The sequence below is a fragment of the Streptomyces sp. SDr-06 genome, from assembly GCF_003324565.1.
GTDB lineage: Bacteria > Actinomycetota > Actinomycetes > Streptomycetales > Streptomycetaceae > Streptomyces.
On the sequence record NZ_QOLA01000006.1, the window covers coordinates 195,285 to 217,298 of the forward strand.

General features: G+C 70.2%; 21 protein-coding genes. 7 read left to right on the forward strand and 14 right to left on the reverse strand.

What is annotated here, in order from left to right; genetic code table 11:
• The first annotated feature begins 200 nt into the window (after positions 1-200).
• Both DT019_RS15810 and DT019_RS15815 read left to right on the forward strand, forming a co-directional pair.
• Positions 201-1,373, forward strand: a complete 1,173-nt coding sequence (locus DT019_RS15810; protein WP_223279571.1) for a serine hydrolase domain-containing protein — start codon at positions 201-203, stop codon at positions 1,371-1,373.
• A 446-nt stretch (positions 1,374-1,819) separates the two neighbouring features.
• On the forward strand, positions 1,820-3,157 hold the full coding sequence (locus DT019_RS15815) for a lipase family protein (protein WP_114037426.1): 1,338 nt from the start codon (positions 1,820-1,822) through the stop codon (positions 3,155-3,157).
• Positions 3,158-3,223: 66 nt separating this feature from the next.
• Here the strand turns inward: DT019_RS15815 and DT019_RS15820 are convergent, their stop codons facing one another.
• The 3 genes from DT019_RS15820 to DT019_RS15830 form a co-directional block, all read right to left on the reverse strand.
• A complete protein-coding gene (locus DT019_RS15820) occupies positions 3,224-4,654 on the reverse strand; it encodes a glutamate decarboxylase (protein ID WP_114037427.1) in 1,431 nt (476 codons plus the stop codon).
• 204 nt (positions 4,655-4,858) lie between these two features.
• A complete protein-coding gene (locus DT019_RS15825; protein WP_114037428.1) occupies positions 4,859-5,779 on the reverse strand; it encodes an RNA polymerase sigma-70 factor in 921 nt (306 codons plus the stop codon).
• A complete protein-coding gene (locus DT019_RS15830) occupies positions 5,776-6,969 on the reverse strand; it encodes an NAD(P)/FAD-dependent oxidoreductase (protein WP_114037429.1) in 1,194 nt (397 codons plus the stop codon). The genes DT019_RS15825 and DT019_RS15830 overlap by 4 nt, the downstream gene beginning before the upstream one ends.
• A 266-nt stretch (positions 6,970-7,235) precedes the next feature.
• Between DT019_RS15830 and DT019_RS15835 the strand changes: the two genes are divergently transcribed.
• Together DT019_RS15835 and DT019_RS15840 are read left to right on the forward strand one after the other, a co-directional pair.
• Positions 7,236-7,667 (forward strand): VOC family protein, encoded by a 432-nt coding sequence (locus DT019_RS15835; RefSeq protein WP_114037430.1) that lies wholly within the window; start codon positions 7,236-7,238, stop codon positions 7,665-7,667.
• Positions 7,668-8,010: 343 nt separating this feature from the next.
• Positions 8,011-8,739 carry an alpha/beta fold hydrolase gene (locus DT019_RS15840; RefSeq protein WP_223279573.1) on the forward strand — a complete coding sequence of 243 codons (729 nt, stop codon included), beginning with the start codon at positions 8,011-8,013 and terminating at the stop codon, positions 8,737-8,739.
• A gap of 41 nt (positions 8,740-8,780) precedes the next feature.
• On the opposite strand, the gene DT019_RS41070 is transcribed toward DT019_RS15840, so the two are convergent.
• Positions 8,781-9,203 carry a hypothetical protein gene (locus DT019_RS41070; protein WP_411292711.1) on the reverse strand — a complete coding sequence of 141 codons (423 nt, stop codon included), beginning with the start codon at positions 9,201-9,203 and terminating at the stop codon, positions 8,781-8,783.
• Positions 9,204-9,694: 491 nt separating this feature from the next.
• On the opposite strand from DT019_RS41070, the gene DT019_RS15850 reads away from it, so the two are divergent.
• The gene (locus DT019_RS15850) at positions 9,695-10,072 is read left to right on the forward strand and encodes a hypothetical protein (protein WP_114037431.1); all 378 of its coding nucleotides are present in this window, start codon (positions 9,695-9,697) and stop codon (positions 10,070-10,072) included.
• 490 nt (positions 10,073-10,562) lie between these two features.
• On the opposite strand, the gene DT019_RS15855 is transcribed toward DT019_RS15850, so the two are convergent.
• The 5 genes from DT019_RS15855 to DT019_RS15875 all read right to left on the reverse strand — a co-directional run bounded on the left by DT019_RS15855 (position 10,563) and on the right by DT019_RS15875 (position 14,276).
• Positions 10,563-10,868 (reverse strand): DUF5133 domain-containing protein, encoded by a 306-nt coding sequence (locus DT019_RS15855; RefSeq protein WP_317617766.1) that lies wholly within the window; start codon positions 10,866-10,868, stop codon positions 10,563-10,565.
• 122 nt (positions 10,869-10,990) lie between these two features.
• A complete protein-coding gene (ligD, locus tag DT019_RS15860; protein WP_114037432.1) occupies positions 10,991-11,917 on the reverse strand; it encodes a non-homologous end-joining DNA ligase in 927 nt (308 codons plus the stop codon).
• A gap of 38 nt (positions 11,918-11,955) precedes the next feature.
• Positions 11,956-12,603: an endonuclease gene (locus DT019_RS15865; RefSeq protein WP_114037433.1), complete on the reverse strand. Its 648-nt coding sequence runs from the start codon at positions 12,601-12,603 to the stop codon at positions 11,956-11,958.
• The gene (ligD, locus tag DT019_RS15870; protein WP_114037434.1) at positions 12,600-13,610 is read right to left on the reverse strand and encodes a non-homologous end-joining DNA ligase; all 1,011 of its coding nucleotides are present in this window, start codon (positions 13,608-13,610) and stop codon (positions 12,600-12,602) included. Before ligD (DT019_RS15870) ends, DT019_RS15865 begins: the two co-directional genes overlap by 4 nt.
• Before the next feature lie 6 nt (positions 13,611-13,616).
• Positions 13,617-14,276 carry a DNA polymerase ligase N-terminal domain-containing protein gene (locus DT019_RS15875; protein ID WP_114037435.1) on the reverse strand — a complete coding sequence of 220 codons (660 nt, stop codon included), beginning with the start codon at positions 14,274-14,276 and terminating at the stop codon, positions 13,617-13,619.
• Positions 14,277-14,713: 437 nt separating this feature from the next.
• Here DT019_RS15875 and DT019_RS15880 point away from each other — a divergent pair, with 437 nt between their 5' ends.
• Positions 14,714-16,144, forward strand: coding sequence for an arabinofuranosidase catalytic domain-containing protein (locus tag DT019_RS15880; RefSeq protein WP_114037436.1), 1,431 nt, complete (start codon positions 14,714-14,716; stop codon positions 16,142-16,144).
• A gap of 221 nt (positions 16,145-16,365) precedes the next feature.
• On the forward strand, positions 16,366-17,154 hold the full coding sequence (locus tag DT019_RS15885; RefSeq protein WP_114037437.1) for a DUF2382 domain-containing protein: 789 nt from the start codon (positions 16,366-16,368) through the stop codon (positions 17,152-17,154).
• Positions 17,155-17,229: 75 nt separating this feature from the next.
• On the opposite strand, the gene DT019_RS15890 is transcribed toward DT019_RS15885, so the two are convergent.
• From DT019_RS15890 to DT019_RS15910, 5 genes are all read right to left on the reverse strand, one after another.
• Entirely contained in the window at positions 17,230-18,477 is a 1,248-nt protein-coding gene (locus DT019_RS15890; protein ID WP_114037438.1) for a cytochrome P450, read from the reverse strand.
• Positions 18,474-19,061, reverse strand: a complete 588-nt coding sequence (locus DT019_RS15895) for a GNAT family N-acetyltransferase (RefSeq protein ID WP_114037439.1) — start codon at positions 19,059-19,061, stop codon at positions 18,474-18,476. Before DT019_RS15895 ends, DT019_RS15890 begins: the two co-directional genes overlap by 4 nt.
• Positions 19,062-19,065: 4 nt before the next feature.
• Positions 19,066-21,447: a B12-binding domain-containing radical SAM protein gene (locus DT019_RS15900; RefSeq protein WP_114037440.1), complete on the reverse strand. Its 2,382-nt coding sequence runs from the start codon at positions 21,445-21,447 to the stop codon at positions 19,066-19,068.
• A gap of 81 nt (positions 21,448-21,528) precedes the next feature.
• Positions 21,529-21,720, reverse strand: coding sequence for a hypothetical protein (locus DT019_RS15905; protein ID WP_114037441.1), 192 nt, complete (start codon positions 21,718-21,720; stop codon positions 21,529-21,531).
• 35 nt (positions 21,721-21,755) lie between these two features.
• Complete coding sequence (locus DT019_RS15910) at positions 21,756-21,968, reverse strand: hypothetical protein (protein ID WP_114037442.1); 213 nt, start codon at positions 21,966-21,968, stop codon at positions 21,756-21,758.
• Between the last annotated feature and the right edge of the window lie 46 nt (positions 21,969-22,014).

Sequence of the window (22,014 nt, forward strand, 5' to 3'; positions counted from 1 at the left end):
CCACAGCCTCGCTCTGGTGCGGATCAACACGGTTGAGCTGCGCGAAGGCCCTGGCCGGGCGCGTGCTCCGCTGGGTGGGTCTCTTCGGGTGGCGGGGTGTTTCGGTCGGCTGTCGGCAGGTGATGCATGGCGTACCGGCGGGGGATGCAAGGCGGCCAGAGCAGCAGCCGTCCCGCCGAGTCGTCCTTCGGAGGCCCGTCGTGTCACTGCGTTCCCGTCGTTTGTCGCTGCCCCGCCACGGCGGCCGTGCGATCGTCGCCCTGCTCGCCGCCTCGCTGGCCCTGGTCGCCCCGGCCGGGGCCGTGGCCCACAACGACGGAGACGGGCCGCTGGGGGCCAAACTGCGTGAGCTGGTCGACCGCCCCGACGGGCCTCCCGGCGCCATCGCGGTGCTCCGCACCGACGGTCGGGTACGGGTCGTTCGGGCGGGGGTGGCCGAGCTCGGCACCAACCGTCCGCCCCACCCGGGCGACCACATGCGGCTGGCCAGCGCGGCGAAGGCGTTCAGCGGTGCGGTCGCGCTCCGTCTGGTCGACTGCGGAGTGCTCGGCCTGGACGACACCATCGCCAAGCGGCTGCCCTCGCTACCGGCCGACTGGGGCCGGGTGACGCTGCGTCAGTTGCTCAACCACACCAGCGGGTTGCCGGACTACAGCGACGCCCCGAAGTTCGTCGACGTGATCCGGGCCGACCCCCACCACGTGTTCGACTCCCGGCACCTGCTCGACTACGTCGCCGACCAGGACCTGGAGTTCGCGCCCGGGTCCCGCTACCAGTACTCCAACTCCGACAACATCGCCGTCGCCCTGATGGCCGAGGCCGCGACCGGCAGGAGCTATGAGGATCTGCTGGCCTCGGAGGTCTTCCAGCCGCGCGGGCTCACCCAGACCAGTCTCCCGGCCGGCTACCAGTTGCCCGAGCCCTACCTGCACGGCTACGACGTCGAACCGGGGCGACCGGCGGAGGACGTCTCCACTCTGTTCGGCGCATCCGGCTCCTGGGCCTCGGGCGGGCTGGTCTCCACCCCGGCGGACTTCAACACCTTCATGGCCGGCTACGCGGGCGGCACTCTGATCAGCGACGCGACCCGGAAGCAGCAGCGAGCCTTCGTCAACGGTGCCTCCCAACCGGCCGGTCCCGGAGCCAACCAGGCCGGACTGGCGCTCTTCAAATACACCACCCGGTGCGGCGTGGTGTACGGGCACACCGGCAACACTGCGGGCTACACCCAGCTCGGCGTAGGCACTCCGGACGGTCGCCGCAGCCTCACCCTGTCCGTGACCTCGCAGATCAGCCAGAAGACCAACCCCGACCTGCTGACACACCTGCGCGCCGTGGAAGAGGACTTCGTCTGCGCTCTGCTGTCCCATTAGGGCTGGGGCACGTACAGATCTGGCGGGTGCCCCCGGGCTTGCCCGGGGCCCTGTCGCCCGGTTCATACCGGGCAACTGCACGCCTCCCCCGGCACGACTCGTACCGCCCACCCAGCGGCATCACCTGACGGCTGTGAACCCACCGGCGTTACCCGCACGAGAGCGAGCCATCGGCCCACCGGCCGAGGAGCCGCCCAACCCGGCGCGGGCGTCGAGCGCGCGCAGGTTGACGCCGCGTCGTGCGCCCTGTGCGTTCGAACCCGTCCCCTGACCAAGGGATTCACCGATCCGACGGAAGACGGACCCGGCGCCTGGCCGATCCCGCCCGCGACAGCCGCCGGGCTCTCTCCACAAAGCCTCAGTCGCGGCTCTATGCAGGGGAGTTACCTAAAGGTAACTTACCTGGAGCCCATCCTGTCGCTCGCTTAACAATCCACGGGGGAGCCATGTTCAGACACACCAAGCGGCTGCTGGCGACCGCAATTGCCACCGCTCTGGCCACCGGGGCCGTCCCGGCGGCGACGGCCGCCGCCATGCCGTCGGCGGCCAGGGCGAGCGATCCGTTCTACGCGTACGACGGCAGCGCGCCGTTGGCGTCGTACGCGCCGGGCGCCGTGCTGAAGAAGCGGACGTTGCAGTACCACATCGTGGGGTTGCCCACGCCGGTCACGGCGATCCAGCTGCTCTACCGCACCAGCGACGCTCAGGGCCGGCCCGCCGCCAACGTCACCACCGTGGTGCGCAGCATCACGGGTGACAGCAGCAAGGCGGTGTCCTACCAGTCGTTCTACGACTCCCTGAACCCCCAGGACGGGCCGTCCCGTGCCATCGCGGGTGGCGTCACCCTGGGCGGGATCATCGCGAACAGCGAGAACCTCTTCCTGGTGCCGCTCCTGGCCCAGGGCTACAACGTCGTCATCCCCGACACCGAGGGACAGACCGCCGACTTCGCGGCGGGACCCGAGTACGGGACCAACACACTTGACTCGATCCGGGCCGCGACCGACGCCGAGGCCGCAACCGGCATGAACGCCGACACCCGGATCGGTCTGATGGGTTACTCCGGCGGTGCCATCGCGACCAACTGGGCCGCCGCGCTCGCACCTTCCTACGCGCCCGACGTGAACAAGAAGCTCGTGGGCTTCGCCGAGGGCGGCCTGCTCGTGGACCCGGCACACAACCTCAAGTACGTGGACGGCTCCCTGGTGTGGTCCGGTGTCATCCCCATGGCGATCATCGGAGTCTCCCGGTCGTACGGCATCGACCTGAAGCAGTACCTGAACAGCTACGGCCAGCAGGTGTACGCGAAGCTGGAACACGGCTCGCTCCTCGACGCGCTCGGCCACTACCCGGGGTTGACCTGGAAGAAGCTGGCGAAGCCGCAGTACGCCAACCCGAACTCGGTCACCGCTTTCGTGGAGGCGGTCAACAAGATCAACCTGGGCTCGGCCGCCACTCCGACCGCGCCCGGGTTCATCGCGCAGGGCAACGGCGGTGTCGTCGAGGGAACCTTCGGCAACCCGCCGGGCATCGGGACCGGCGACGGGGTCATGGTCGCCGGAGACGTGCGCGCCCTGGCCCGGCAGTACTGCGCCTCCGGCAACGGCTCGATCGCCTACCACCCGTACAACCTGCTCAGCCACGTCCCGGTGGCCGCGGCCTGGGCTCCCGAAGCGGTCGGCTGGCTCGGGGACCGGTTCGCCGGCAAGACGGCTCCGTCCGACTGCGGACGCATCCCGCAGGGCAACTCGCTGGCGCCCGAGCAGCCGAGCCCGGTGTCCTGACGCGACCGCGGCGTGCCCGGGCACTGGGAACCAGCGCACGGGCACGCCGGTCACCTCCGGGCACGGCTAATGACGGCCGGACCGCTGGGGATGCTTGGTCTCGGCGCCGTGGGCGAAGCCGCCCGCGTCGTCCTCGTCCCGATGGGGAGCCTGCTGCTTCTCCAGCCGGGGCAGGACGCGTTGCAGGTCTTCCAGGAGCATGTCGGCCAGGTCGTGGCTGAAGCCGTTGCGCACGACTATGCGCAGAGCCGCGAGGTCGGTGCGGTTCTTGGGGAAGGTGTAGGCGGGCACGAGCCAGCCGCGTTCACGGAGGGCGGCGGAGACGTCGAAGACGGTGAAGTTGGTGACTCCCTCCCGGACACGGAAGGCGAAGACCGGGGTCTCGCTGCCGTCGGTGATGAGCTCGAAGGGGCCGAGTTTGGCGATGTGCCCGGACAGCCGGGTGGCCACGTCCCGACAGGTCTGCTGGACACGGCGGTAGCCCTCGAAGCCCAGGCGCAGGAAGTTGTAGTACTGGGCGATGATCTGGGCGCCCGGCCGGGAGAAGTTGAGGGCGAAGGTGGGCATGTCACCGCCCAGGTAGTTCACATGGAAGACGAGGTCGTCGGGCAGGGCGTCCGTGTCGCGCCACAGGGCCCAGCCCACGCCCGGCATGACCAGCCCGTACTTGTGGCCCGACATGTTGATCGAGGCCACCCGCGGCAGACGGAAGTCCCACACCAGATCCGGGTCGACGAAGGGCGCGATCATGGCGCCCGACGCCCCGTCCACGTGGATGGGGACGTCGATTCCGGACCGGTCCTGGAAGTCGTCCAGGGCGGCGGCGAGTTCGGCGACCGGTTCGTAGCTGCCGTCGAAGGTGGAGCCCAGGACCGCGATCACACCGATGGTGTTCTCGTCGCACAGCTCGGCCGCCGCCTGGGGGCTGAGGTGGTACCGCTCCCCCTCCATGGGCACGTAGCGGGGCTCCACGTCGAAGTAGTCGGCGAACTTCTCCCAGCAGATCTGGACGTTGATGCCCATGACCAGGTTGGGCCGGTCCGCGGGCTTGCCCTCGGCGCGCCGCTTCTGCTGCCAGCGCCTCTTCATGGCCAGGCCACCCAGCATGGCCGCCTCGCTGGACCCGGTCGTCGAGCACCCCACCGCTCCATCGGCGTCCGGCGCGTTCCACAGCCGGGCGAGCATGTGCACACAGCGCGTTTCCAGTTCGGCGGTCTGCGGATACTCGTCCTTGTCGATCATGTTCTTCTCGGTGCACTCAGACATGAGGCGCAGCGCCTGGGGTTCGGCCCAGGTGGAGACGAACGTGGCGAGATTCAGGCGGGCGTTGCCGTCCAGCATGAGTTCGTCGTGCACCAACTGGTAAGCGGTATCGGGGTCCATCTCCTCCCGGGGCAGCGCGTGACGAGGCACCTGGACCGGCTCCCGGCTGAAGAGGGGGTTCGCCGCCACACTGCGGTGGCCGCGTCCGTTGTGGCGGGGGTGCTTCAAAGGCATCGGAAGGTGTCCTTTCCCGGGAGGCGTCTCCCTCCTCCGGTACCCGGGCGCCCCTCTGCCAAGCAGGCCCCGCGGCCCGCGCACGGCTTGCGTTGCCGGGCGCGTGGGGCGCTCCACATCCGTCGTGATGCGCCGGGAAGGTACGACAGAACCGGGCTCCCGGTCGCGACGGGGCGGCCCGGTCCGACACAACAAGCGGGCGAATCAAGGGCGTTCGTCGTGCCGGGTGCCGCCGGTGACGGCCTGGAGCTTGTCGGGGTTGGCCACGTTGTGGATGGTCGAGATCCGGCCTTCCGGATCGAAATCGAAGGTCAGCGTGGCGATCACCCGGTCCGGGCCGCGGAAGACCACGCCCGGGCCACCGTTGATCCAGGTGAGTTCACCCCGCATCTGTCCGGGCTCGATGCCCTGGTACGTCACGGTGCCGAGCGCGGCGAACCATCCGGCCACGGTCTCCAGGCCCACCACCGGCTTGAGGGCCTGGCGGACCTTGCCGCCGCCGTCGGTCCACAGGGTCACGTCCGGTGAGAGGAGCTCCATGAGGGTGTTGATGTCGCCGCCCGTGGCCGCTGCGAAGAAGCGCTCGGTCACGTCGCGTTGGTGGGTCCGGTCGGTGGTGAACCGGGGGCGGCGGGCCTGGACGTGCTCGCGGGCGCGGTGTGCGGCCTGGCGCACCGCAGGCTCCGAGCGTTCGACCGCCTCCGCGATCTCCCCGTAGCTGAAGGCGAAGGCCTCCTTCAGCACGAAGACCGCCCGCTCCAGCGGGCTCAGGGTCTCCAGGACGACCAGCAGCGCCATGGAGACGGAGTCCGCCGCGGCGACGCCGTCGGCGGTGTCCGGGCTGGTGAGGATCGGCTCGGGCAGCCACGGCCCGACGTAGGTCTCCCGCTGGTGGCGGGTCGACCGGAGCCGTTCCATCGCCAGGTTGGAGATGATCCGCGTCAGATAGGCCTTGGGGTCGGCGACCTGGGAACGGTCGGCCGCCGACCACTTGAGCCACGCGTCCTGGACGACGTCCTCGGCATCGGCGGCGCTGCCGAGGATGCGGTAGGCGACGGAGAAGAGCAGTGTGCGGTACTGCTGGAAGGCGAGCTGATCGGCGTCGGCCTGCTGGGACTGGGTCACTTGGCACTCCGTATCCGGGTGTAGCGGCCGCCGTGCGGCCAGAAAGCGCCCGAGGCGGGCATCTTCTTCATGCGGGCGAAGGTAGGCCACGGCGCCGCGGTGACCGTCTCCTTGTACTGCGCGGCCCGCTTGCCGGTCAGCACGATCCGGCGCGGGCTGTCGTCGGGGTGGGTGAACTGCACGACGGCGTCGTTGCGGCCCAGGCTGACGGGCGTGTGGTAGTAGCCGAAGCGGAAGGGCTTGGGCTGCCTGCCGGCCAGCACCCGCAGGATCGACAGGGCCGCGTGGACCCCGGTGGGCATGCCGCCCTGGCAGGTTCCGTGCATCACGCCGTAGCCCTGGCGGATCGCCGCCGCGTCACCCACCGCGTACACGTCGGGATGGGAGAGGGAGCGCAGCGCGCTGTCGGTGACCACGCGTCCGCGCGCGTCGACGCTCACGCCTGCTGCGGCGGCCAGGGGCGAGACGCGGGTGCCGCTGGTCCACAGCACCACGTCCGCCGGGACGCTGGAGCCGTCCGCGAGCTCGACCCTGTCGGGCAGCACCTTGGTCACCTCGACGCCGCTGAGAACCCGCACGCCGAGACGGGCGAGCGCCGCGCCCATATGCGCCCTGGCCTTGGGGTGCATGCCCGCGCCCGGCTCCTGTCGGCCAAGGAGCACGATCTCGAACTCCGGGTGCTGCTCAGCCATCTCCGCGGCGGCCTCGACGCCGGTGAGGCCGCTGCCGCCGACCACGACGGTCCCGCCGCCCGGGCGGCTCAACCGCTCGGCCAGGAGCGCGGCGTCCTGCGGGCTGTTGAGGGTGTAGGCGTGGTCATCCACGCCGGGTACCGCGGCGGTGTCGGCGATGCTGCCCAGGCCGTAGACGAGGGTGTCGTAGCGCAGCACCCGGTCGTCGTCGATCCGTACGGTCTTCGCGTCGGCGTCGATGGCGGTGACCCAGCCGCGGACGAAGTCCGCGCCAGTGCCCTCCAGCAACGCGGGGATGCTCATCTCCGCGGTTTCCTGGCCGGTCGCGGTCATGTGCAGGCGCAGCCGCTCGGTGAAGGTGTCATAGGGGTTGACCAGCCGCACTCGCAGGTTTCCCCGCCTCTTGGTGCGCGCCGCGAGCTGGATCGCGGCGGAGAGCCCGGCATAGCCGGCGCCCAGGACCAGGACCTCATGCTGCTGCGCTGCTGTCGCGTTCATCGCTCTGCTGCCTCTTTCGTGTCGGTCGTTCCCTTGCGGACGACCACCAGACGCAAGCTGCCGTTCGGTTCGTGACATGGGGTGGGCGTGACGCGCATCACGCCGACGTGAGGGGCGGTGACACGCGCGGCGGCATCACCCCCGAGCGCCGCGACGCAGCATTCAATCATGATCGACGGGCTCGGCCGCGGCTCTCCTGGACCGGCCTGAACATGCCTATTCCTACCGGCACATGGGCGGCCGACCTCCCCTGCTAGGGTGCGCCGATGCCATCGATCAAGCAGTTCCAGGTCACCTTCGACTGCGCGGAACCTACGCGCGTCGCCCGCTTCTGGTGTGAGGTGCTGGGGTACGTCGTACCGGCGCCACAGGGGTTCGCCACATGGGATGACTTCAATCGCTCGCTCCCCGCCGAGCAGCAGGATGCGTGGTGCGCCTGCGTCGACCCCTCGGGCGTGGGCCCTCGCATGTACTTCCAGCGCGTGCCCGAGGGCAAGGTCGCCAAGAACCGGGTGCACCTCGACGTACGGGTCGGCACCGGGCTCGTGGGCGACGAGCGCCTCGCCGCCCTTGAGGCCGAATGCGTACGGCTGGTCGCTCTCGGCGCGGTGCGCGTGCGGGTCCTGCTCGCCGACGAGGACAACGAGTCGTGCATCACCATGCAGGACATCGAGGGCAACGAGTTCTGCCTCGACTGAACACCCCTCAAGAACGCGAGGGGCACGCGGCCGGTCGCGGCCGACGGACCGCCGGTCGAGCCCCGACGCCCCAAGGGCCTTTCCCTGGACGGGAATTGGGCTCTGCTCCGGCCGACAGGGCGCGCACGGCGGATTCGATGTGTGTGCGCACCCGTGGATGGATCCCCCGGTTGGCGCGGCGCCCCGTACTTCGTCCCGTAGACGGTCCGCCTCCAGATCCAGCCAGCGGGACTCACCGGCCAGCGGTTCACTGTCAGCCTGCACTAATGGCACAGATTCCATTGGCGCATTAGTTACCCCGAAGATAGAACTAACGCATCTTCTCCCCAAGGAGGCATGTGACATGGTGACCGCGCCCGCGCCCCACCCGGCCGTACCCGCTCGGACCGCCCATCGCGTCGTCCACGTGGAGGGAGTGGAGGTCTTCTACCGGGAGTCCCTGCCCGAGCGCCCCGACGCACCGGTGGTGCTGCTCCTGCACGGCTTCCCCTCCGCCTCCCACCAGTTCCGCCGCCTCATGGACGCCCTCGGCAAGCACTACCGACTGGTAGCCCCCGACTGTCCCGGCTTCGGACACACCCGCGCCCCGCACGACTTCACCTACTCCTTCGATCGGCTCGCGGACGTCGTCGAAGGCTTCACCGGGCGCCTCGGGCTGACCCGCTTCGCGATGTACCTCTTCGACTTCGGCGCACCGGTCGGCTTCCGCCTGGCGCTGCGGCACCCGGAGCGGATCGCGGGCCTGGTCGTCCAGAACGGCAACGCGTACTCCGAGGGCCTCTCGGACGCGGCCCGGGATTTCACCGCTCTCACCCCCGACACCCCCGGCGCCGACCAGGCCATCCTCGACCTGCTGACCCTGGATGCCACCCGCGCCCAGTACGAAGGCGGCACCGTCGACCCGGAGTTGATCGCCCCCGAGGGCTGGCTGCTCGACCAGTACTTCCTCGACCTGCCCGGCCGCAAGGAGGCGCAGCGCGCGCTCGCCTACGACTACAAGAGCAACATCTCCGCCTACCCCGCCTGGCAGGCGTGGCTGCGCGAGCACCAGCCACCGACGCTGATCGCGTGAGGCATCCACGACCCCTTCTTCCCCGAGCCCGGCGCCCGCGCCTACCTTCGCGACCTGCCCGACGCCGAACTCCACCTGTTCGACACCGGCCACTTCGCCCTGGAGGACCACCTGCCCCAAATCGCCCCGCTGATGGCCAGCTTCCTCAACCGCACCTGGGCCTGACCCCACGCCCTTCCCGGGTTGTTCGGACGAGGCACCCGGTCGGAAGGGAGCCTCAGCTCCTCGTAGAGCTTGTGCGTCTCCCGCTGCGCGGACTTGCCGGAGGGGGTGTGGAACTGCACCTCGTACGACTGGGCCCATCCGGGGCTGCGCCAGCCGGTGTTGAGGCCGTGGTAGCCCGTGCCGCGCCCCCAGGTATTGCTCCACTTGACGGTCTGGTTTCCCCAGGCGGACAGATGCTCCGAGGCGAAGGTCACGCCGCTCACGTACCGGTCGTCGGGCCACTGAAGGGTGTAGCGCACGGCATCGTTGACACGAGCGAGCGCGTCGTCGACGCTCTGCCCCCTGGTGCTCCGTCAGGTCGGTGGCGACCTTCCGCTTGAGTGAGTCGGGAAACTCCAGCCGGTGGTCGAAGCCCACCAGTTCCGCCTGGCTCTGGGCGGCGGCAGATCCGGTGCGCTCACCCGGGCGAGGGCGCGTCCGGCGCCCCGCTGACGCTGAGCGCGCCGACCCTTCCCATGAACCGCAGGTCCGCGCCCGGGCTGGGGCTCGCGGGAGGCCCCTCTCCCTCCTGGCCCGGCGCCGCCGATGGGCGCGGGCGACCGCTGTCCTGCCCAGCACACTGCGGGCAGCCTTCCCATTCCGGCGGGGGTCCCCTATCGAGCTACGGGCAAGCCTTGTCCGCCCGCGCGCGATGTACTCCATCTCCGCTGGCCTGCACCCTTTGAGCAGCGGAAAAGCGCGGGCGCAACCGAGCCCTCTCAAGATCCTGCTCCAAGGAAGGCGTGCACGGATGGACAGGCTTGAGACGGCTTTGGAAGGGGCGCTCGCGATCGGCGGGGCCACGGGCGTGGCGATCGTCGACTTCCAGCAGCGCCGGGTCCTGGGCTCGCTGGATCGCGGCAGCGGCCTGGACATGGACAAAGTCGCCTACGGTGACAGCGATGTCATGCGTGCCAAGCTCTACACCCTGGAGCTCCTGGACTACGCCCCGGACAGCGTCGAGGACATCCTGATCACCCTCGGCGCCGAGCTGCACATGATCCGCCCCCTGCCACGACTGCGCGAGGGCGGCATCTTCATCTATCTCGTCCTGAACCGCGACCAAGCCCAGCCCCTGGACGAGATCCGCCACCAACTGCGCTCCCTTGAACCCCTCTTGGAGCTTTAGGACCGCAGACCGGCCGGAGCCCGCCAGGGGGAAGGACACGGCACCCGTATGTGCGCCGCGCCGCTGACGCAGCCACGCCCCTCGGGTCGTCCGGTCGCATCAGCGGCGCTCATGAGACAGCAGAGCTTCCCCTGGCCGGGATCGGCCGAGGCCGGTTGCGGCCACGTCACCCCGCCACCGGCAAGGAACTGGCCCGCTTCGGCACCGGCCCCGGACGACGCGCTGCCAGCAGCAGGCCTGAAGGACGAGGCGATCGCGCGTCAGCTCCAGATCAGTGAGCGGAGCCTGCGCCGGCGGATGTCGGTGCTGTTGAGCCGACTGGCCTCAACGAGCAGATTTCAGGCGGGAGTTCAGGCAGCACGGCGCGGCCGGCTCTGACGCTGCCGCCCGGCACCCTGAACGCCCGAAAGGCCGTACTGTGGATGCCGAAGGGCCTTGCCGCATCCCCCGTCGGCAGGGCCCTTCACTCGACCAGTGGGTGCGGCCGGGTTCAGCCGAAGGCGGCCGGCGCGGCGGTGCGTGCGGCCTTCTCCACGCGCGGGGCCCGCTCCGGCACCGGGATGGGCTTCGGCATCGCCGAGGCCCTCCGGGCCAGGACGGCCTCAGCAAAGCGGGTGGCCTCGCGGACGTCCTTCGTGTTCGTCATGACGCACAGCGTGTAGGCGGTGTCCTCGCGTACGCGACGCGTACGCGGTGTCGGACAGCGCTCGTCCTCGCTGAGTGCTTCGGCATAACGCGCCATCGCCCGACGCAAATCGTCAGCTGTGGGAAGCAGCACGGTCATCTCCTCGCGCATCCGTCCGGCTCGCCCGGACCCTCGACTCTCCTGCCCTGTGAAGTGCCCCATCATCGAGTTGCCCATATCGGGGCCTTGGTCCTCTTCTGGTCATGCCAGACATATGGCCCCGTTGCGAGGGATCAGCTGCGCAGCTTTTCCAGCCTGCGCAGGGCCGGGCCCAGCGACCGTCCTCTGCGCATCAGTCCGCCCCACGGATCGGTCTCCGCCTGTTCCACCGCGTCGGCGATGGTCCAGCGCCGTGCCGACAGGTCGGGATCGTCGAGCTGTTCCCAGGCGAGAGGGGTCGCGACGGGGGCGCCCTCCTTCGCTCGCACCGTGTACGGCACCACGCTGGTCTGCGCGTACGCGTTGCGCTGCACGTCGAGGTAGAGCCGACTGCCGCGGTCCTTCTTGCGGGTGGCGGTGGTGAGGTCGTCCGGGTGGGCCTCGGCCAGGACGTCGGCGGCCTGTTTGGCGAAGTCGTGGACGTCGTCGAAGCCGAGACCGCCGTTGAGCGCGGCCACGACGTGCAGCCCGCGGGAGCCGGTGGTCATCACCCCGCAGGCGAGGCCCAGGTCCTCCAGAAGTTCCCGCACCAGGCGGGCCGCGGAGCGGACGGCGTCGAAACCGCTGTCGTCGGCGGGGTCGAGATCGAACACCAGGCGGTCGGGGCGATCCACGTGTGAGGTCCTGGACTGCCACCGGTGCAGGGTGATGGCCGCCTGGTCGGCGAGGAACACCAGCGTCGCCGCATCGTCGCACACCGTGTGCACCACAGTGCCGCCCTCCTTGGACACCTCTGCCCGGGTGATCCAGTCCGGAAGATTGGCGGGGGTGTTCTTCTGCATGATGCGCGGCCCGTCGAGGCCGTCGGGCAGGCGCTCCAGCATCAGCGGGCGGCCCCGCAGGTGCGGGAGCATGAAGGGAGCGATCTGCCGGTTGTACGTGACGAGGTCGCCCTTGGTGATGGCGTCGCCGCCGGAATCACCCGCGGGCAGAAGCGGTTTGTCCTGCCGGTGCAGGGTCAGCGTTCGCCGGCCGACGCGCAGGGATTCGGTGGAAGACATCGAGGCACCCTCGATTCGTAAGGATCGGGCGGGCTGTTTCAGGTGGCCTGGGCCAGGCAGTCCTCCGCCACCTTCCGGTCCAGTGCGGCGCGGACGAGCGCGGCGGCGAGTTCGGCGCGCGGGGTGTCGCCCGCGAGGCGGGTCAGGGCCGCGGGGTCCTGAGGCAGGCCGAGCCGTTCGGCGCCCTCGATGGTCTTCGCGTCGAGGAAGGGCGCGAACTCGGGCCAGACGTCCTGGACTTCGCGCCGGAAGATGCCGGCTCCGGCAGGGCCGAGACCCGGGGTCCGCCGCAGCAGCTCCTCCAGCTCGTCCGGGTCGCCGTCGGCCTGCTTCCGCAGCGCCCGCAGGTCTCCGTGCCACTCGTCGAGCAACAGCTGTGCGCCGTCGCCGAGTTGGGTGGCGGTGCGCTCGTCGTAGCGTCGGTAGCCGCCCGCCCCCAGCGCGTCGACGCGCTGCTGCCACGTCGCGTCGCGCATGCGTCGCGGATCGCGCAGGCCCGCGTCGTACAGCGCTCTGGCGGTGGCCACCGCGACGGAGGCGCGGATCCGGGCGCTGAGCAGGCTCGCCAGCACCAGGGTGCGGTACAGCGGCTGAGGGGTGTCCTTGAGCCGGATGCCCGCTTCGGCGGCGTAGGTCTGCCCGTATCCGCGCAGCAGGGCTCGCATTACTTTGCTCTGGTCGGTCATGGCTCCGGGTGCTCCCTGACGACGTCGGTCGGATTCTTGTCGTCCCGCAGTCCCTGATAGCGGGGGTGGCGCAGCAGCCCGTCGCGCGTCCACTCCGCGAACGCGATCTGCGCCACGAGCCGTGGCCGCACCCAGCGGGCCGTGCGCGGCGCCGTACGGCCCGCGAAGGGCGATTCGGCCGTCCGCAGCCCGTCGAGCCGTTCCCGCAGCGCGAGCAGGGCCCGCCGGTCGAATCCGGTGCCGACCTTGCCCGCGTAGTGCAGCAGTCCGTCCCTGTAGTACCCGATGAGCAGAGCTCCGATCCCCTCCCGGCTGCCCGCGGGCTCCGTGAAGCCGCCCACGACGAATTCCTGACCGCGGGCGCATTTCAGCTTGAGCCAGTCGTCGGAGCGACGGGAGCGGTACAGGCTGTCGGCCCGCTTGGCGATGAGCCCCTCCCAGCCCCGGCGGCAGGCGTCGTCGAGCAGTTCGGCACCGCCCTCGTTGCGGTGGGTGGTGAAGCGCAGCGGTGCCGCGAAGGTCAGGGCGCGGCGCAGCAGGGACTTGCGGGTGCGCAGCGGAAGGCGCCGGACGTCCATGCCGTCCAGGCGCAGCAGATCGAAGACGTAGTACGTCACCGCGACGTTGCTCGCCGCGACATCCGCGGGCCGGGTGAGTCCCATGCGCTGCTGGAGCCGGGAGAAGTCCGTTCGGCCGTGGGAGTACGCGACGATCTCGCCGTCGATCGTGAAGTCCGCGCAGGCCTGGGCGGCGAGCGCGTCGACGACCTCCGGGTAGGTGGCATCGAGCCGCCTCCCCGAACGGGATCGGAGCGTGACCCTGCCCCCTTCGCGCACCGCGAGGACGCGGATGCCGTCGAGCTTGCGCTCGAAGACCCAGCCCGCCGCGAAGTCACGGCGGCTGCTGAGCGTCGCCAGCATCGGGGACGCCGCCAGTTCGATGCCCGGCGCGGCCTCGGCCGTGCGGCCGTCGAATTCCGGCGGCAGCGTGTCAAGGAGGCCGGTCATCGGCGCTCACCTCCGTTCCGGGTCCCAGGTCTCGGCGTCCGGCGCCTCGGCCAGCTGGCGCAGCGTGCGACCGCTGCGCACGGACCGGGCCCGCCGCGGGTCGGGGGTGCCGCCGCGGGCGCCGTGGGCGGAGCCGGTCCGTACCAGCAGCCAGGTCGGCTTCCGGCCCGTTCCTTCCTGCTCCTCACGGCCGTGGAAGCGGGTGAGCGCGTACTGCCCGTGAAGCTTCTCTCCGTGGAGGTCGAACGTGGCGTGGCCGTTCTCCAGTGCCTGTCCGAAGGGCACCGGGCGGTTGCGCTTGTCATGGCTGGTGGGCCGATAGGTGCCGCGGTCCCAGACGATGACGGTGCCGCCGCCGTACTCGCCCCGGGGGATGACGCCCTCGAAGTCCCGATAGGCCAGAGGATGGTCCTCGGTGGGGATGGCGAGCCGCTTGTCGCGCGGATCGGTGGAGGGTCCTTTGGGCACCGACCAGGACTTGAGGACGCCGTCGACCTCCAGACGGAAGTCGAAGTGCATGGAACTCGCATCGTGGATCTGCACCACGAACGCGGGCTCGTCGTCGGTACGCGCTCCGTCCTCCGCCGTGCTTTCGCCGCGCGGCTCGCTCGTCCGGTCGAAGTGCCGCTTCCCGCGGTAGGTCCGCAAGTCGTCCTTCTCACTCACCGTGACCCCCTTCTCTCGGGTGTCGGCGGGGCCTGTGCGCGTGGGGTACCCCTGACCCCACCGGTCATGCGCGCTCCACCTCTCATCATGGCCCGCAGAGGTGGAGGGGGCATCAGTTCGCCGCCCCGGTGGCTCTGCGTGACGGAGGGGGAGCCCACCGCGCTGCCGCCGACGGGCCGCGGCGCCCACCTGCTCCGCTCGGTGCGCAGGCAATCCAAAACGTTCCTTCAAGCCATCGCGAACCGAAGCAACAAACATTGACGGAACCGAACAGCGGGTCTACGTTCCGGCCCTGTCGCACTTCTGCAACTCGCGTCTCACGCCCCTCCGTTGAGGCTCAACCGACCCCACAGGAGCGCAGCATGCGCAGAGCGCACCTTCCCCGCTGGAAACACGGCATCCCAGACCATGCCACACTCCCCCGCACGCGCCGGGCCATGCTCACCGCCCTCGCCGTCCTGGCCCTCGTGTTCGCCACCCTGCTGACGCTGCCGGGAGCGTCCCAGGCCGCCTCGTCCCTGCCCTGCGACATCTACGGCAGCGCCGGTACTCCCTGCGTGGCCGCGCACAGCACCACGCGCGCGCTCATCTCCACCTACAACGGTCCGCTCTACCAGGTGAAACGGGCTTCCGACGGCGCGGTCAAGGACATCGGGCTGCTGGCGCCCGGCGGGTACGCCGACGCGGCCTCCCAGGACGGCTTCTGCCGTGACACCACCTGTTCGATCAGCAGGATCTACGACCAGACCCCGCGCCACAACGACCTCTTCCCCGGCCCGGCCGGCACCGCGGGCATGGGGGCGGACCGGGGCGCCGACGCCGCCGAGATCTCGGTGACGGCCGGCGGCCACAAGGTCTACGGCATCTGGGGCTCGCCGGGCGTGGGCTACCGCTCCCACGGCCAGGCCTCGGGCACCGCGGTCGACGGGCAGGCCGAGGGCGCCTACATGGTCGCCAGCGGCACCCACGTGGGATCCGCCTGCTGCTTCGACTACGGAAACGCCGAGCGCACCCCCGCCGACACCGGCAACGGTCACATGGACGCGGTGTCCATCGCCACCACCTGCTACTTCGCCCCGTGCAGCGGCGCCGGGCCGTGGGTGGAGGCCGATCTGGAGAACGGCATGTTCCAGGGCGCCGACGGTTCCAACACCGCCAACCTCGGCAACGGCACCCCGTACGTCACCGCGATGCTGAAGAACAACGGGCAGACGCGGTACGCCCTCAAGGGCGGCAACGCGCAGTCGGGCTCCCTGTCGACCTGGTGGGACGGAGCGCTGCCCCGTCGCGGCGGATACGCCCCCATGCAGCAGGAGGGCGGCATCATCCTGGCCACCGGCGGTGACAACAGCAACTGGAACCGCGGCACGTTCTTCGAGGGCGTGATGGTCTTCGGCTATCCGACGGACGCGGCCGACAACGCCGTCCAGGCCGACATCGCCTCCGTCGGCTACTCCGGCCAGACCGACGAACCCAACGGAGACCAGCGCAAGTTCACCGGCCCCGGCGGCACGTGCGTGGACGTCGCCGGCGACGACACCGGCGTCAACGGCACGGCGGTGCAACTGTGGGACTGCCAGAAATACGCCGAGGACCAGCACTGGGCACACCTCGCCGACGGGACGCTGCGCACCCTCGGCCGCTGTCTGGACGTCAACGGCAACGGCACGGCCGGCGGGACCAAGGTCGAACTCTGGGACTGCAACGGGGTCGGCGGCCAGAAGTGGGTGATCCAGGCGAACGGCTCGCTGCTCAACCCACAGTCCGGCAGGTGCCTCGACTCGCCGAGCGGCGCGACCGCCAACGGCACCCGGCTGCAAATCTGGGACTGCAACGGCTCACCCGCCCAGAAGTTCCATCTGAACTGACCGGACCACCCGACTCGGCGGTGCGCCCTGCTCAAACTCCACGGTCGAGCAGGGCGCACCGCCGATCTGCGGCCGGTGTGACGGACGGGCAGGCGGCGCACCCTCACGAGCGTCTCGCAAAATCGTCCCTTTTATCCATACATGAGAATGTTTGCGGGCTTTTATGCGGGTAGTCGCTTAGAGAACGCCCAACAGATGACCAGAGCAGAGGAGGAGCTGAAGTGATCACCCGAAACCAGATCCCCGCAGTGCTGGACCACCCGGTCTACGACACGGGCGGACACAAGATCGGCCACGCGAAGCACGTCTTCCTCGACGGCGCCACAGGACAGCCGGACTGGGTCAGCGTCAAGACCGGCCTGTTCGGTACGAATGAGTCGTTCGTCCCCATCGAGAACGCCACCGTGGTCGACGGCCACCTCGAAGTACCGTTCGCCAAGGACAAGATCAAGGACGCCCCGAACGTCGACATCGACTCCGGCGGGCGCCTGTCCGAGCAGGAAGAACGCCGCCTGTACCAGTACTACGGCATGAACTGGGACGCCGCCTGGCAGGAAGCCAACCAGCCGGGCGAAGGCGGATGGGCCGCCGGACACGCGGGCTCCCTCGCCGACACGTCGGCTTCCGCCCGGGACGACGCGATGACCCGCTCCGAGGAGCGGATGCACGTCGGCGTCGAGAACCGGGAGGCCGGACGGGTCAGACTGCGCAAGTACGTGGTGACCGAGGAGGTCCAGCAGACCGTCCCGGTCCGCCACGAAGAGGTCCACGTCGAACGCGAGCCGATCACCGACGCCAACCGCGCCGGCGCCCTTTCCGGGCCCGAGATCGCCGAGGCCGAGCACGAAGTGACCCTGCATCGGGAGACGCCGGTCGTCGAGATCAAGGCCGAACCGGTCGAGCGCGTCCGCCTGGTCACAGACGAGCGTGTCGAAGAGGAAACCGTCACCGGCCAGGTCCGCAAGGAAAGGATCGAAGCCGACCTGCCCGACGAGGACGAGCGCCGCTGATACGGGTCCACCGCGTCGCGCCCCTGCCCGGCCCAGTCACCGGGCAGGACGTCCCCGCGACGACGCCCTGCTCGCTCAAAGCCCCTGTCCGGGCCGGGAGCTGACCCGAAGACGCCTCGCGGAGCGGAAGCCCCGGCCGACGGGGCCGTCCGTGTCGAGGGTCCATCGGAACGGCGCGAGGGACGCCAGCTCGGACAACAGCTCGTGCGCTTCCACGGCGGCGAGATGACGACCGAGGCACAGGTGGGGGCCCGTTCCCAGAGCCAGGCTCGGCAGATACTCCCGCCGGGCATCGAACCGGTCGGCATGGCTCCACCTCGCCTCGTCCCGGTTCGCCGAGGCGAGGTTGACGCAGACGAGGTCGCCCCGCCCCATCGACTGTCCGGCGACTTCGGTATCGGTGGTGCAGCGGCGCAGCGCCCAGGTCAGGGGGCACTCCCAACGCCAGCACTCGTGGAAGACCGCGGGGGCGATGGAGGGGTCCGCGCGAAGGGACTCCAGCACGGTCCGGTCGCTCAGGACCGCGTACATCAAGGTGGCGAGGGAGCGGAACGGCGGCTCCGTGCCCGTGGACAGCAACAACCGTACTGCGGGCAGTAGTTGAGGGCCCGACCCGATGGCCGGGCTGTCCGCACGCGAGAGCAGGTCCACGAGACTGCCGGGCGGCCACGCCGACGGCATGGCGAGCAACTCCCCCATGGCGTCGGCCATCCGATGGCCGGGGTCCTCGGTCAACCCGACCGCCCAGGCGTACAGCGTGCCGATCCGGGTCCCGGGTGGCAGGCCGATCAAGCGCGCGATCGTCGTCAGGGCCACCGGAAAGGCCACGTCCGCGACGAGGTCACCGCCCGGCCGCGCCAGCGTGTCGGCGAGCCTCGCGGCCAGGGACGAGCGAATCTGGGCGCGGTGCGCGAGCACCGTCTGCCGGTTCATACCGGCATGGAGAACGTTTCTCCAGCTCCGGTGCTCCTCGTGGTCCATCTGCAGAAATGACCTGCCCACGACCCGGCCCATGCTGTCGTCGTAGGCCGATGAGGAAAAGGTGTCCTCGTCCCGCAGAACACGTTCGGCCGCGGCGAACGACACCACGTGCCACACGGGTGTGGAAGCGGTGTCCGTCAGGTCCGCGCCGGTCAGCACCCGCTCCCACGTCGAACCGTGGACGGGCCGCCGTCGGCGCAGCGCCGCGAACTCGGCATGCGGATCGGCGTCCTTGGACCAGGCCCCGTCGCTGTCGAAAGCCCGGACCAGCGCGTACGCCTCACCGATGTCCCGCTCGACGTCGGCGGGGCTCGCATCGAGGAGGGAGACCGCGAGGGTCATGACGGCCTCCGGTCGGGGTGCGCGGCGCCGGGGAGTGTCTTGTCCGCTTCTCGGACGGCGGTGCACACGTCGCTCTCGGTGGAGTGGCGACGCCGGTTGCCCACCGTGGGGCCGGGTTCCGGAGGCGGTGGCTGCACCTCGAAGTCCAGCCTTTCCAGGAACGCCAGGCCGGGCGCCCAGTTCCGCGGACAGGTGGCGGTCACGCGTCGCAGCCCCCGGTCCGTCGCGTCCCGCAGCAGTCGCCGGGCTGCCAGCATGCCGATGCCCTTGCGGCGGGCTCGCGGGATGACGACGAAGAGCCCCACCGCACAGCTGCCCGCCTCGGGACAGTCCGCCACGGCGTCGACCACCCCCACCACCTCGCTCCCGTCGCACAGCACCAGCAGGTGCTTCTGGTCGAAGTCGGCGCCGTCCGGCAGGGAGTAGTACAGGCTCTGCACGTCGGCGGGCAGCGCGGGGGAACCGGTGGCCGCGAGGAAGTAGTCGTCGCAGGCCGCCAGCACGCGGCTCACGGCCGCTTCGTCCTCCGGCAGCATGGGCCGCACCGTGAACGGTTCCTCGTCGGTGCCCTTGAGCGGTTCCATGTGGCTACGCCTCCTGCCCCTGGGCGAGATACCTCGGCTGGTTCTGGCGGGCACCGGCAGGTTCGCGGTACAGGAAGCCGTGACGAACCAGAGCGTCGGTGACCGCGTCCGCCTCCCCTGTCGCGGGGGTCTCCCCGTTCTGCCAGCGCTGCCACGTCGCGACGGCCTCGCCCCGGAGCCGGATCGTCACCCCCGTGATGGGGTTGGAGAGGTAGGGGGTCGCGCGACGGGTCTCCATGGCGATGCCGATCTCGGGGCGCAGGCGGGCATCGGGCGACCGCACCTGCCGCCGCGAGGGCACCAGGAGACCGTGCCTGAGCAACAGCGCCGCCGTGTCGGCGGGGCCGCACCCCAGGTAGTGGCAGTTCTGGTACGTCAGCCAGGCCTCCAGGTCGCGCCAGGCAAGGCCGTCCAACTGCCGCCAGTCCAGGTCGCCAACCCAGTTGAGCTGGAGGAACCTGTCATGGGCCGGGTTGTACAGCGCCATGGCCGGTTCGGTGTCCGCTTCCGTGGCGGGCCAGGGCACGCGGGTGAAGGTCACGCCGGGGGCGAGGGTGAGCCGGGCGTCGGGATCCGGTGGCGGCCAGTCGAACAGCGGGACGGGGAGCGGCTCGGGCGGCGCGGCTCGCACACTGGCCCGCAGGAACGTGAATTCCTCGATCTCCCTCGCCATCGGGTCACGTACCGCGCGGAACCACACGCCGGTGTCGTCGGCGGAACCCGACGCGTCCTCGGCGACCCGCAGACTGTCCTGCTGCGACATGCCGGACACGGTGCGGTAGTCGCGGCTCAGACTCAGGTCCTCGGCAGGATCCGGCGGGTCGATCCGGATGCCGAACGCTTCTGGTTGCGTGCCGATCGGCGCGTGCACGTCCAGGACGAAGGGCGAACCGCCCCACGTCGTGTGGGCGACGCCGTAGTGATGCACGGACAGCCGCCGGACGGCCTCGGCGAACGCGACCGTGCGTTCGGCCTCCTCCCGGGTCTCCCCCGGAAAGCCGTGGATCACGAACAGGTGGATCGGCACCCCGGCCTTCAGCATCGAGGTGATGTTCTCGCAGGCGTCCTCGATCCGCGTTCCCTTGCGCATCAGGTCGAGGACCCGCTGACTCGCCGATTCCAGGCCGAAATTCATCCGGCGACAGCCGGAGCGGTGCAGGAGGCCCGCGAGTTCGTCGTCCAGTCCTCCGGCGAACCGGGTCTCGCCGTACCAGTACACGTCGGCGGACGTCGACACCAACGCCTCGCTGACGTTGCGCAGGGTCCGCGGGCTCATGATCTCGTCGACGAACATGAAGTACCTGGAGCCGTGCTGGGCCCGCAGGGCGCGTACCTCTTCGGCCACCGCCTCGCCGGGACGCTGGCGGAAGGAGTTGCTCGCGAACGGGATCGAGCAGAAGGCGCAGTCCCAGGGGCAGCTGCGCGAGGCGAAGACCGGCAGGATCGGGCCCGGGGCGAGGTACTTGTCCAGGGGCAGGGCGTCGTAGGCGGGCTTGACCGCCGCCGAGATGTCGGCGCTCTGCCGGGGTGTGCGCAGCAGGATGCCGTTGTCGGCCCAGACCGCGCCCGGGATCTTCTCGCGGAAGTCCGCCGTGGCCGTCCCTCCCTCCGTGAGGCCGTCGACGACGGCGGCGAGGGCTCCCTCACCCTCTCCGGTCACCACCGTGTCGACGTAGTCGAACAGGGCGTGCCGGTGCTGCCAGCGGTCCACCAGACGGGTCGCGTAGTTGCCGCCGAGCACCACATGGACGTCCGGGCGCATGTCCTTCACCATGCTGAGGAACGTCACCGCGGCGATCAGCTGGGTGTCGGCGGACATGCTCACCGCGACGACCCCGACGGTCGGGTCGAGGAGGAGGTCCCGGTCGAGCATGCGGTCGAAGGCCCAGCGGTAGGGATTGCCTTCGGCGTCCCCGCTGGCCGCGAGCACCTGGAGCGTCGACTCGGCCGAGTAGGCGCACGTATTCGACACCAGGTCGAAATCGCAGGAGGGGAACGCGCCCGAGACGAGCCACAGCGCGTCGCGCAGGGTCCGTCGGGCGGCGTGGAAGGCGGCGGGGTCGTGCAGCGTCGCCAACGACTTCAGGCGGGCCTTGGCCTCCTCGATGTCGCGGATCGCCGCGGGGGCGACCAACTGGGCCCGTCGGCGCGCCCATTCGTCCCGCAGGCCGACAGAACGGCGCGCGGCCGCCTTTCGCCGCAGCTGCTCCAGCGCGGGCGCCGAGAGCATCCAGTCGACGCATTCGATGCTCAGGTCGTAGGCGGTGGCCTCGTACCCGTGCGCTCGGAGGTCGCCCAGCAGCAGGGGGACGGCCAAGTGCGGGGCATAGGCGTTCCACAGGGGCGGATTCACCAGAACGGTCTTCATGCCCTTCTTGCTCCGCATCAGCCCTCCTCGTGGCCTGGTGTGACCGGCGCCCGGACGGCCGCCCGGGCGCCGGTCGAGGTGGCACGGATCCCGCCCGTGTCACTCTTGTTCATCCGATTCCGTCTCCTGCGTCGCGCCGGACACGTCCGGCCGCTTGGCCTTCATCGACGGCAGCAGGGCGTACTGCGAGCCGGTGCGTACTTCCGGCTGCACCACCTCGACCGCGGGGCCTTCACCGGTCGCGCCGGCCGCCGCCATGAGGTGTTCCAAATCCGCCTTCTTCTTCGTCATCACTTCACCTCCCTTCCTGAGGAGCGCCGGGTCGGCTACACGATGGCGACCAGCTCCCCTTCGAGGAGCATGGCCATCGCCGACTCGAACGCCTCCTGAAGTTCCGGTTCGCCGATCCGGCCTTTGTTGAGCTCCTGGAACGAGGCGTAGATCTGCGGACCGGAGGATCCGTCGCACAGCTCGATCACCACCCATGCCACCGGGTTCAGGTAGTGGATGGCCGGCTTGTGCGGGGTGTAGGCAAGCATGCAGTTCCACTCCGGGATGGGACGGAACCTGGCGGAGCCGTTCTGC

What these genes read in the sequence shown, in the direction of transcription:
- DT019_RS15815 (WP_114037426.1), top strand. Translation starts at nt 1,820, where the DNA reads ATGTTCAGACACACCAAGCGGCTGCTGGCGACCGCAATTGCCACCGCT.
- DT019_RS15820 (WP_114037427.1), bottom strand. Translation starts at nt 4,654, where the DNA reads ATGCCTTTGAAGCACCCCCGCCACAACGGACGCGGCCACCGCAGTGTG.
- DT019_RS15830 (WP_114037429.1), bottom strand. Translation starts at nt 6,969, where the DNA reads ATGAACGCGACAGCAGCGCAGCAGCATGAGGTCCTGGTCCTGGGCGCC.
- DT019_RS15835 (WP_114037430.1), top strand. Translation starts at nt 7,236, where the DNA reads ATGCCATCGATCAAGCAGTTCCAGGTCACCTTCGACTGCGCGGAACCT.
- DT019_RS15840 (WP_223279573.1), top strand. Translation starts at nt 8,011, where the DNA reads ATGGTGACCGCGCCCGCGCCCCACCCGGCCGTACCCGCTCGGACCGCC.
- DT019_RS15850 (WP_114037431.1), top strand. Translation starts at nt 9,695, where the DNA reads ATGGACAGGCTTGAGACGGCTTTGGAAGGGGCGCTCGCGATCGGCGGG.
- DT019_RS15855 (WP_317617766.1), bottom strand. Translation starts at nt 10,868, where the DNA reads ATGCGCGAGGAGATGACCGTGCTGCTTCCCACAGCTGACGATTTGCGT.
- ligD (WP_114037432.1), bottom strand. Translation starts at nt 11,917, where the DNA reads ATGTCTTCCACCGAATCCCTGCGCGTCGGCCGGCGAACGCTGACCCTG.
- DT019_RS15865 (WP_114037433.1), bottom strand. Translation starts at nt 12,603, where the DNA reads ATGACCGACCAGAGCAAAGTAATGCGAGCCCTGCTGCGCGGATACGGG.
- ligD (WP_114037434.1), bottom strand. Translation starts at nt 13,610, where the DNA reads ATGACCGGCCTCCTTGACACGCTGCCGCCGGAATTCGACGGCCGCACG.
- DT019_RS15880 (WP_114037436.1), top strand. Translation starts at nt 14,714, where the DNA reads ATGCTCACCGCCCTCGCCGTCCTGGCCCTCGTGTTCGCCACCCTGCTG.
- DT019_RS15890 (WP_114037438.1), bottom strand. Translation starts at nt 18,477, where the DNA reads ATGACCCTCGCGGTCTCCCTCCTCGATGCGAGCCCCGCCGACGTCGAG.
- DT019_RS15895 (WP_114037439.1), bottom strand. Translation starts at nt 19,061, where the DNA reads ATGGAACCGCTCAAGGGCACCGACGAGGAACCGTTCACGGTGCGGCCC.
- DT019_RS15900 (WP_114037440.1), bottom strand. Translation starts at nt 21,447, where the DNA reads ATGCGGAGCAAGAAGGGCATGAAGACCGTTCTGGTGAATCCGCCCCTG.
- DT019_RS15905 (WP_114037441.1), bottom strand. Translation starts at nt 21,720, where the DNA reads ATGACGAAGAAGAAGGCGGATTTGGAACACCTCATGGCGGCGGCCGGC.
- DT019_RS15910 (WP_114037442.1), bottom strand. Translation starts at nt 21,968, where the DNA reads ATGCTTGCCTACACCCCGCACAAGCCGGCCATCCACTACCTGAACCCG.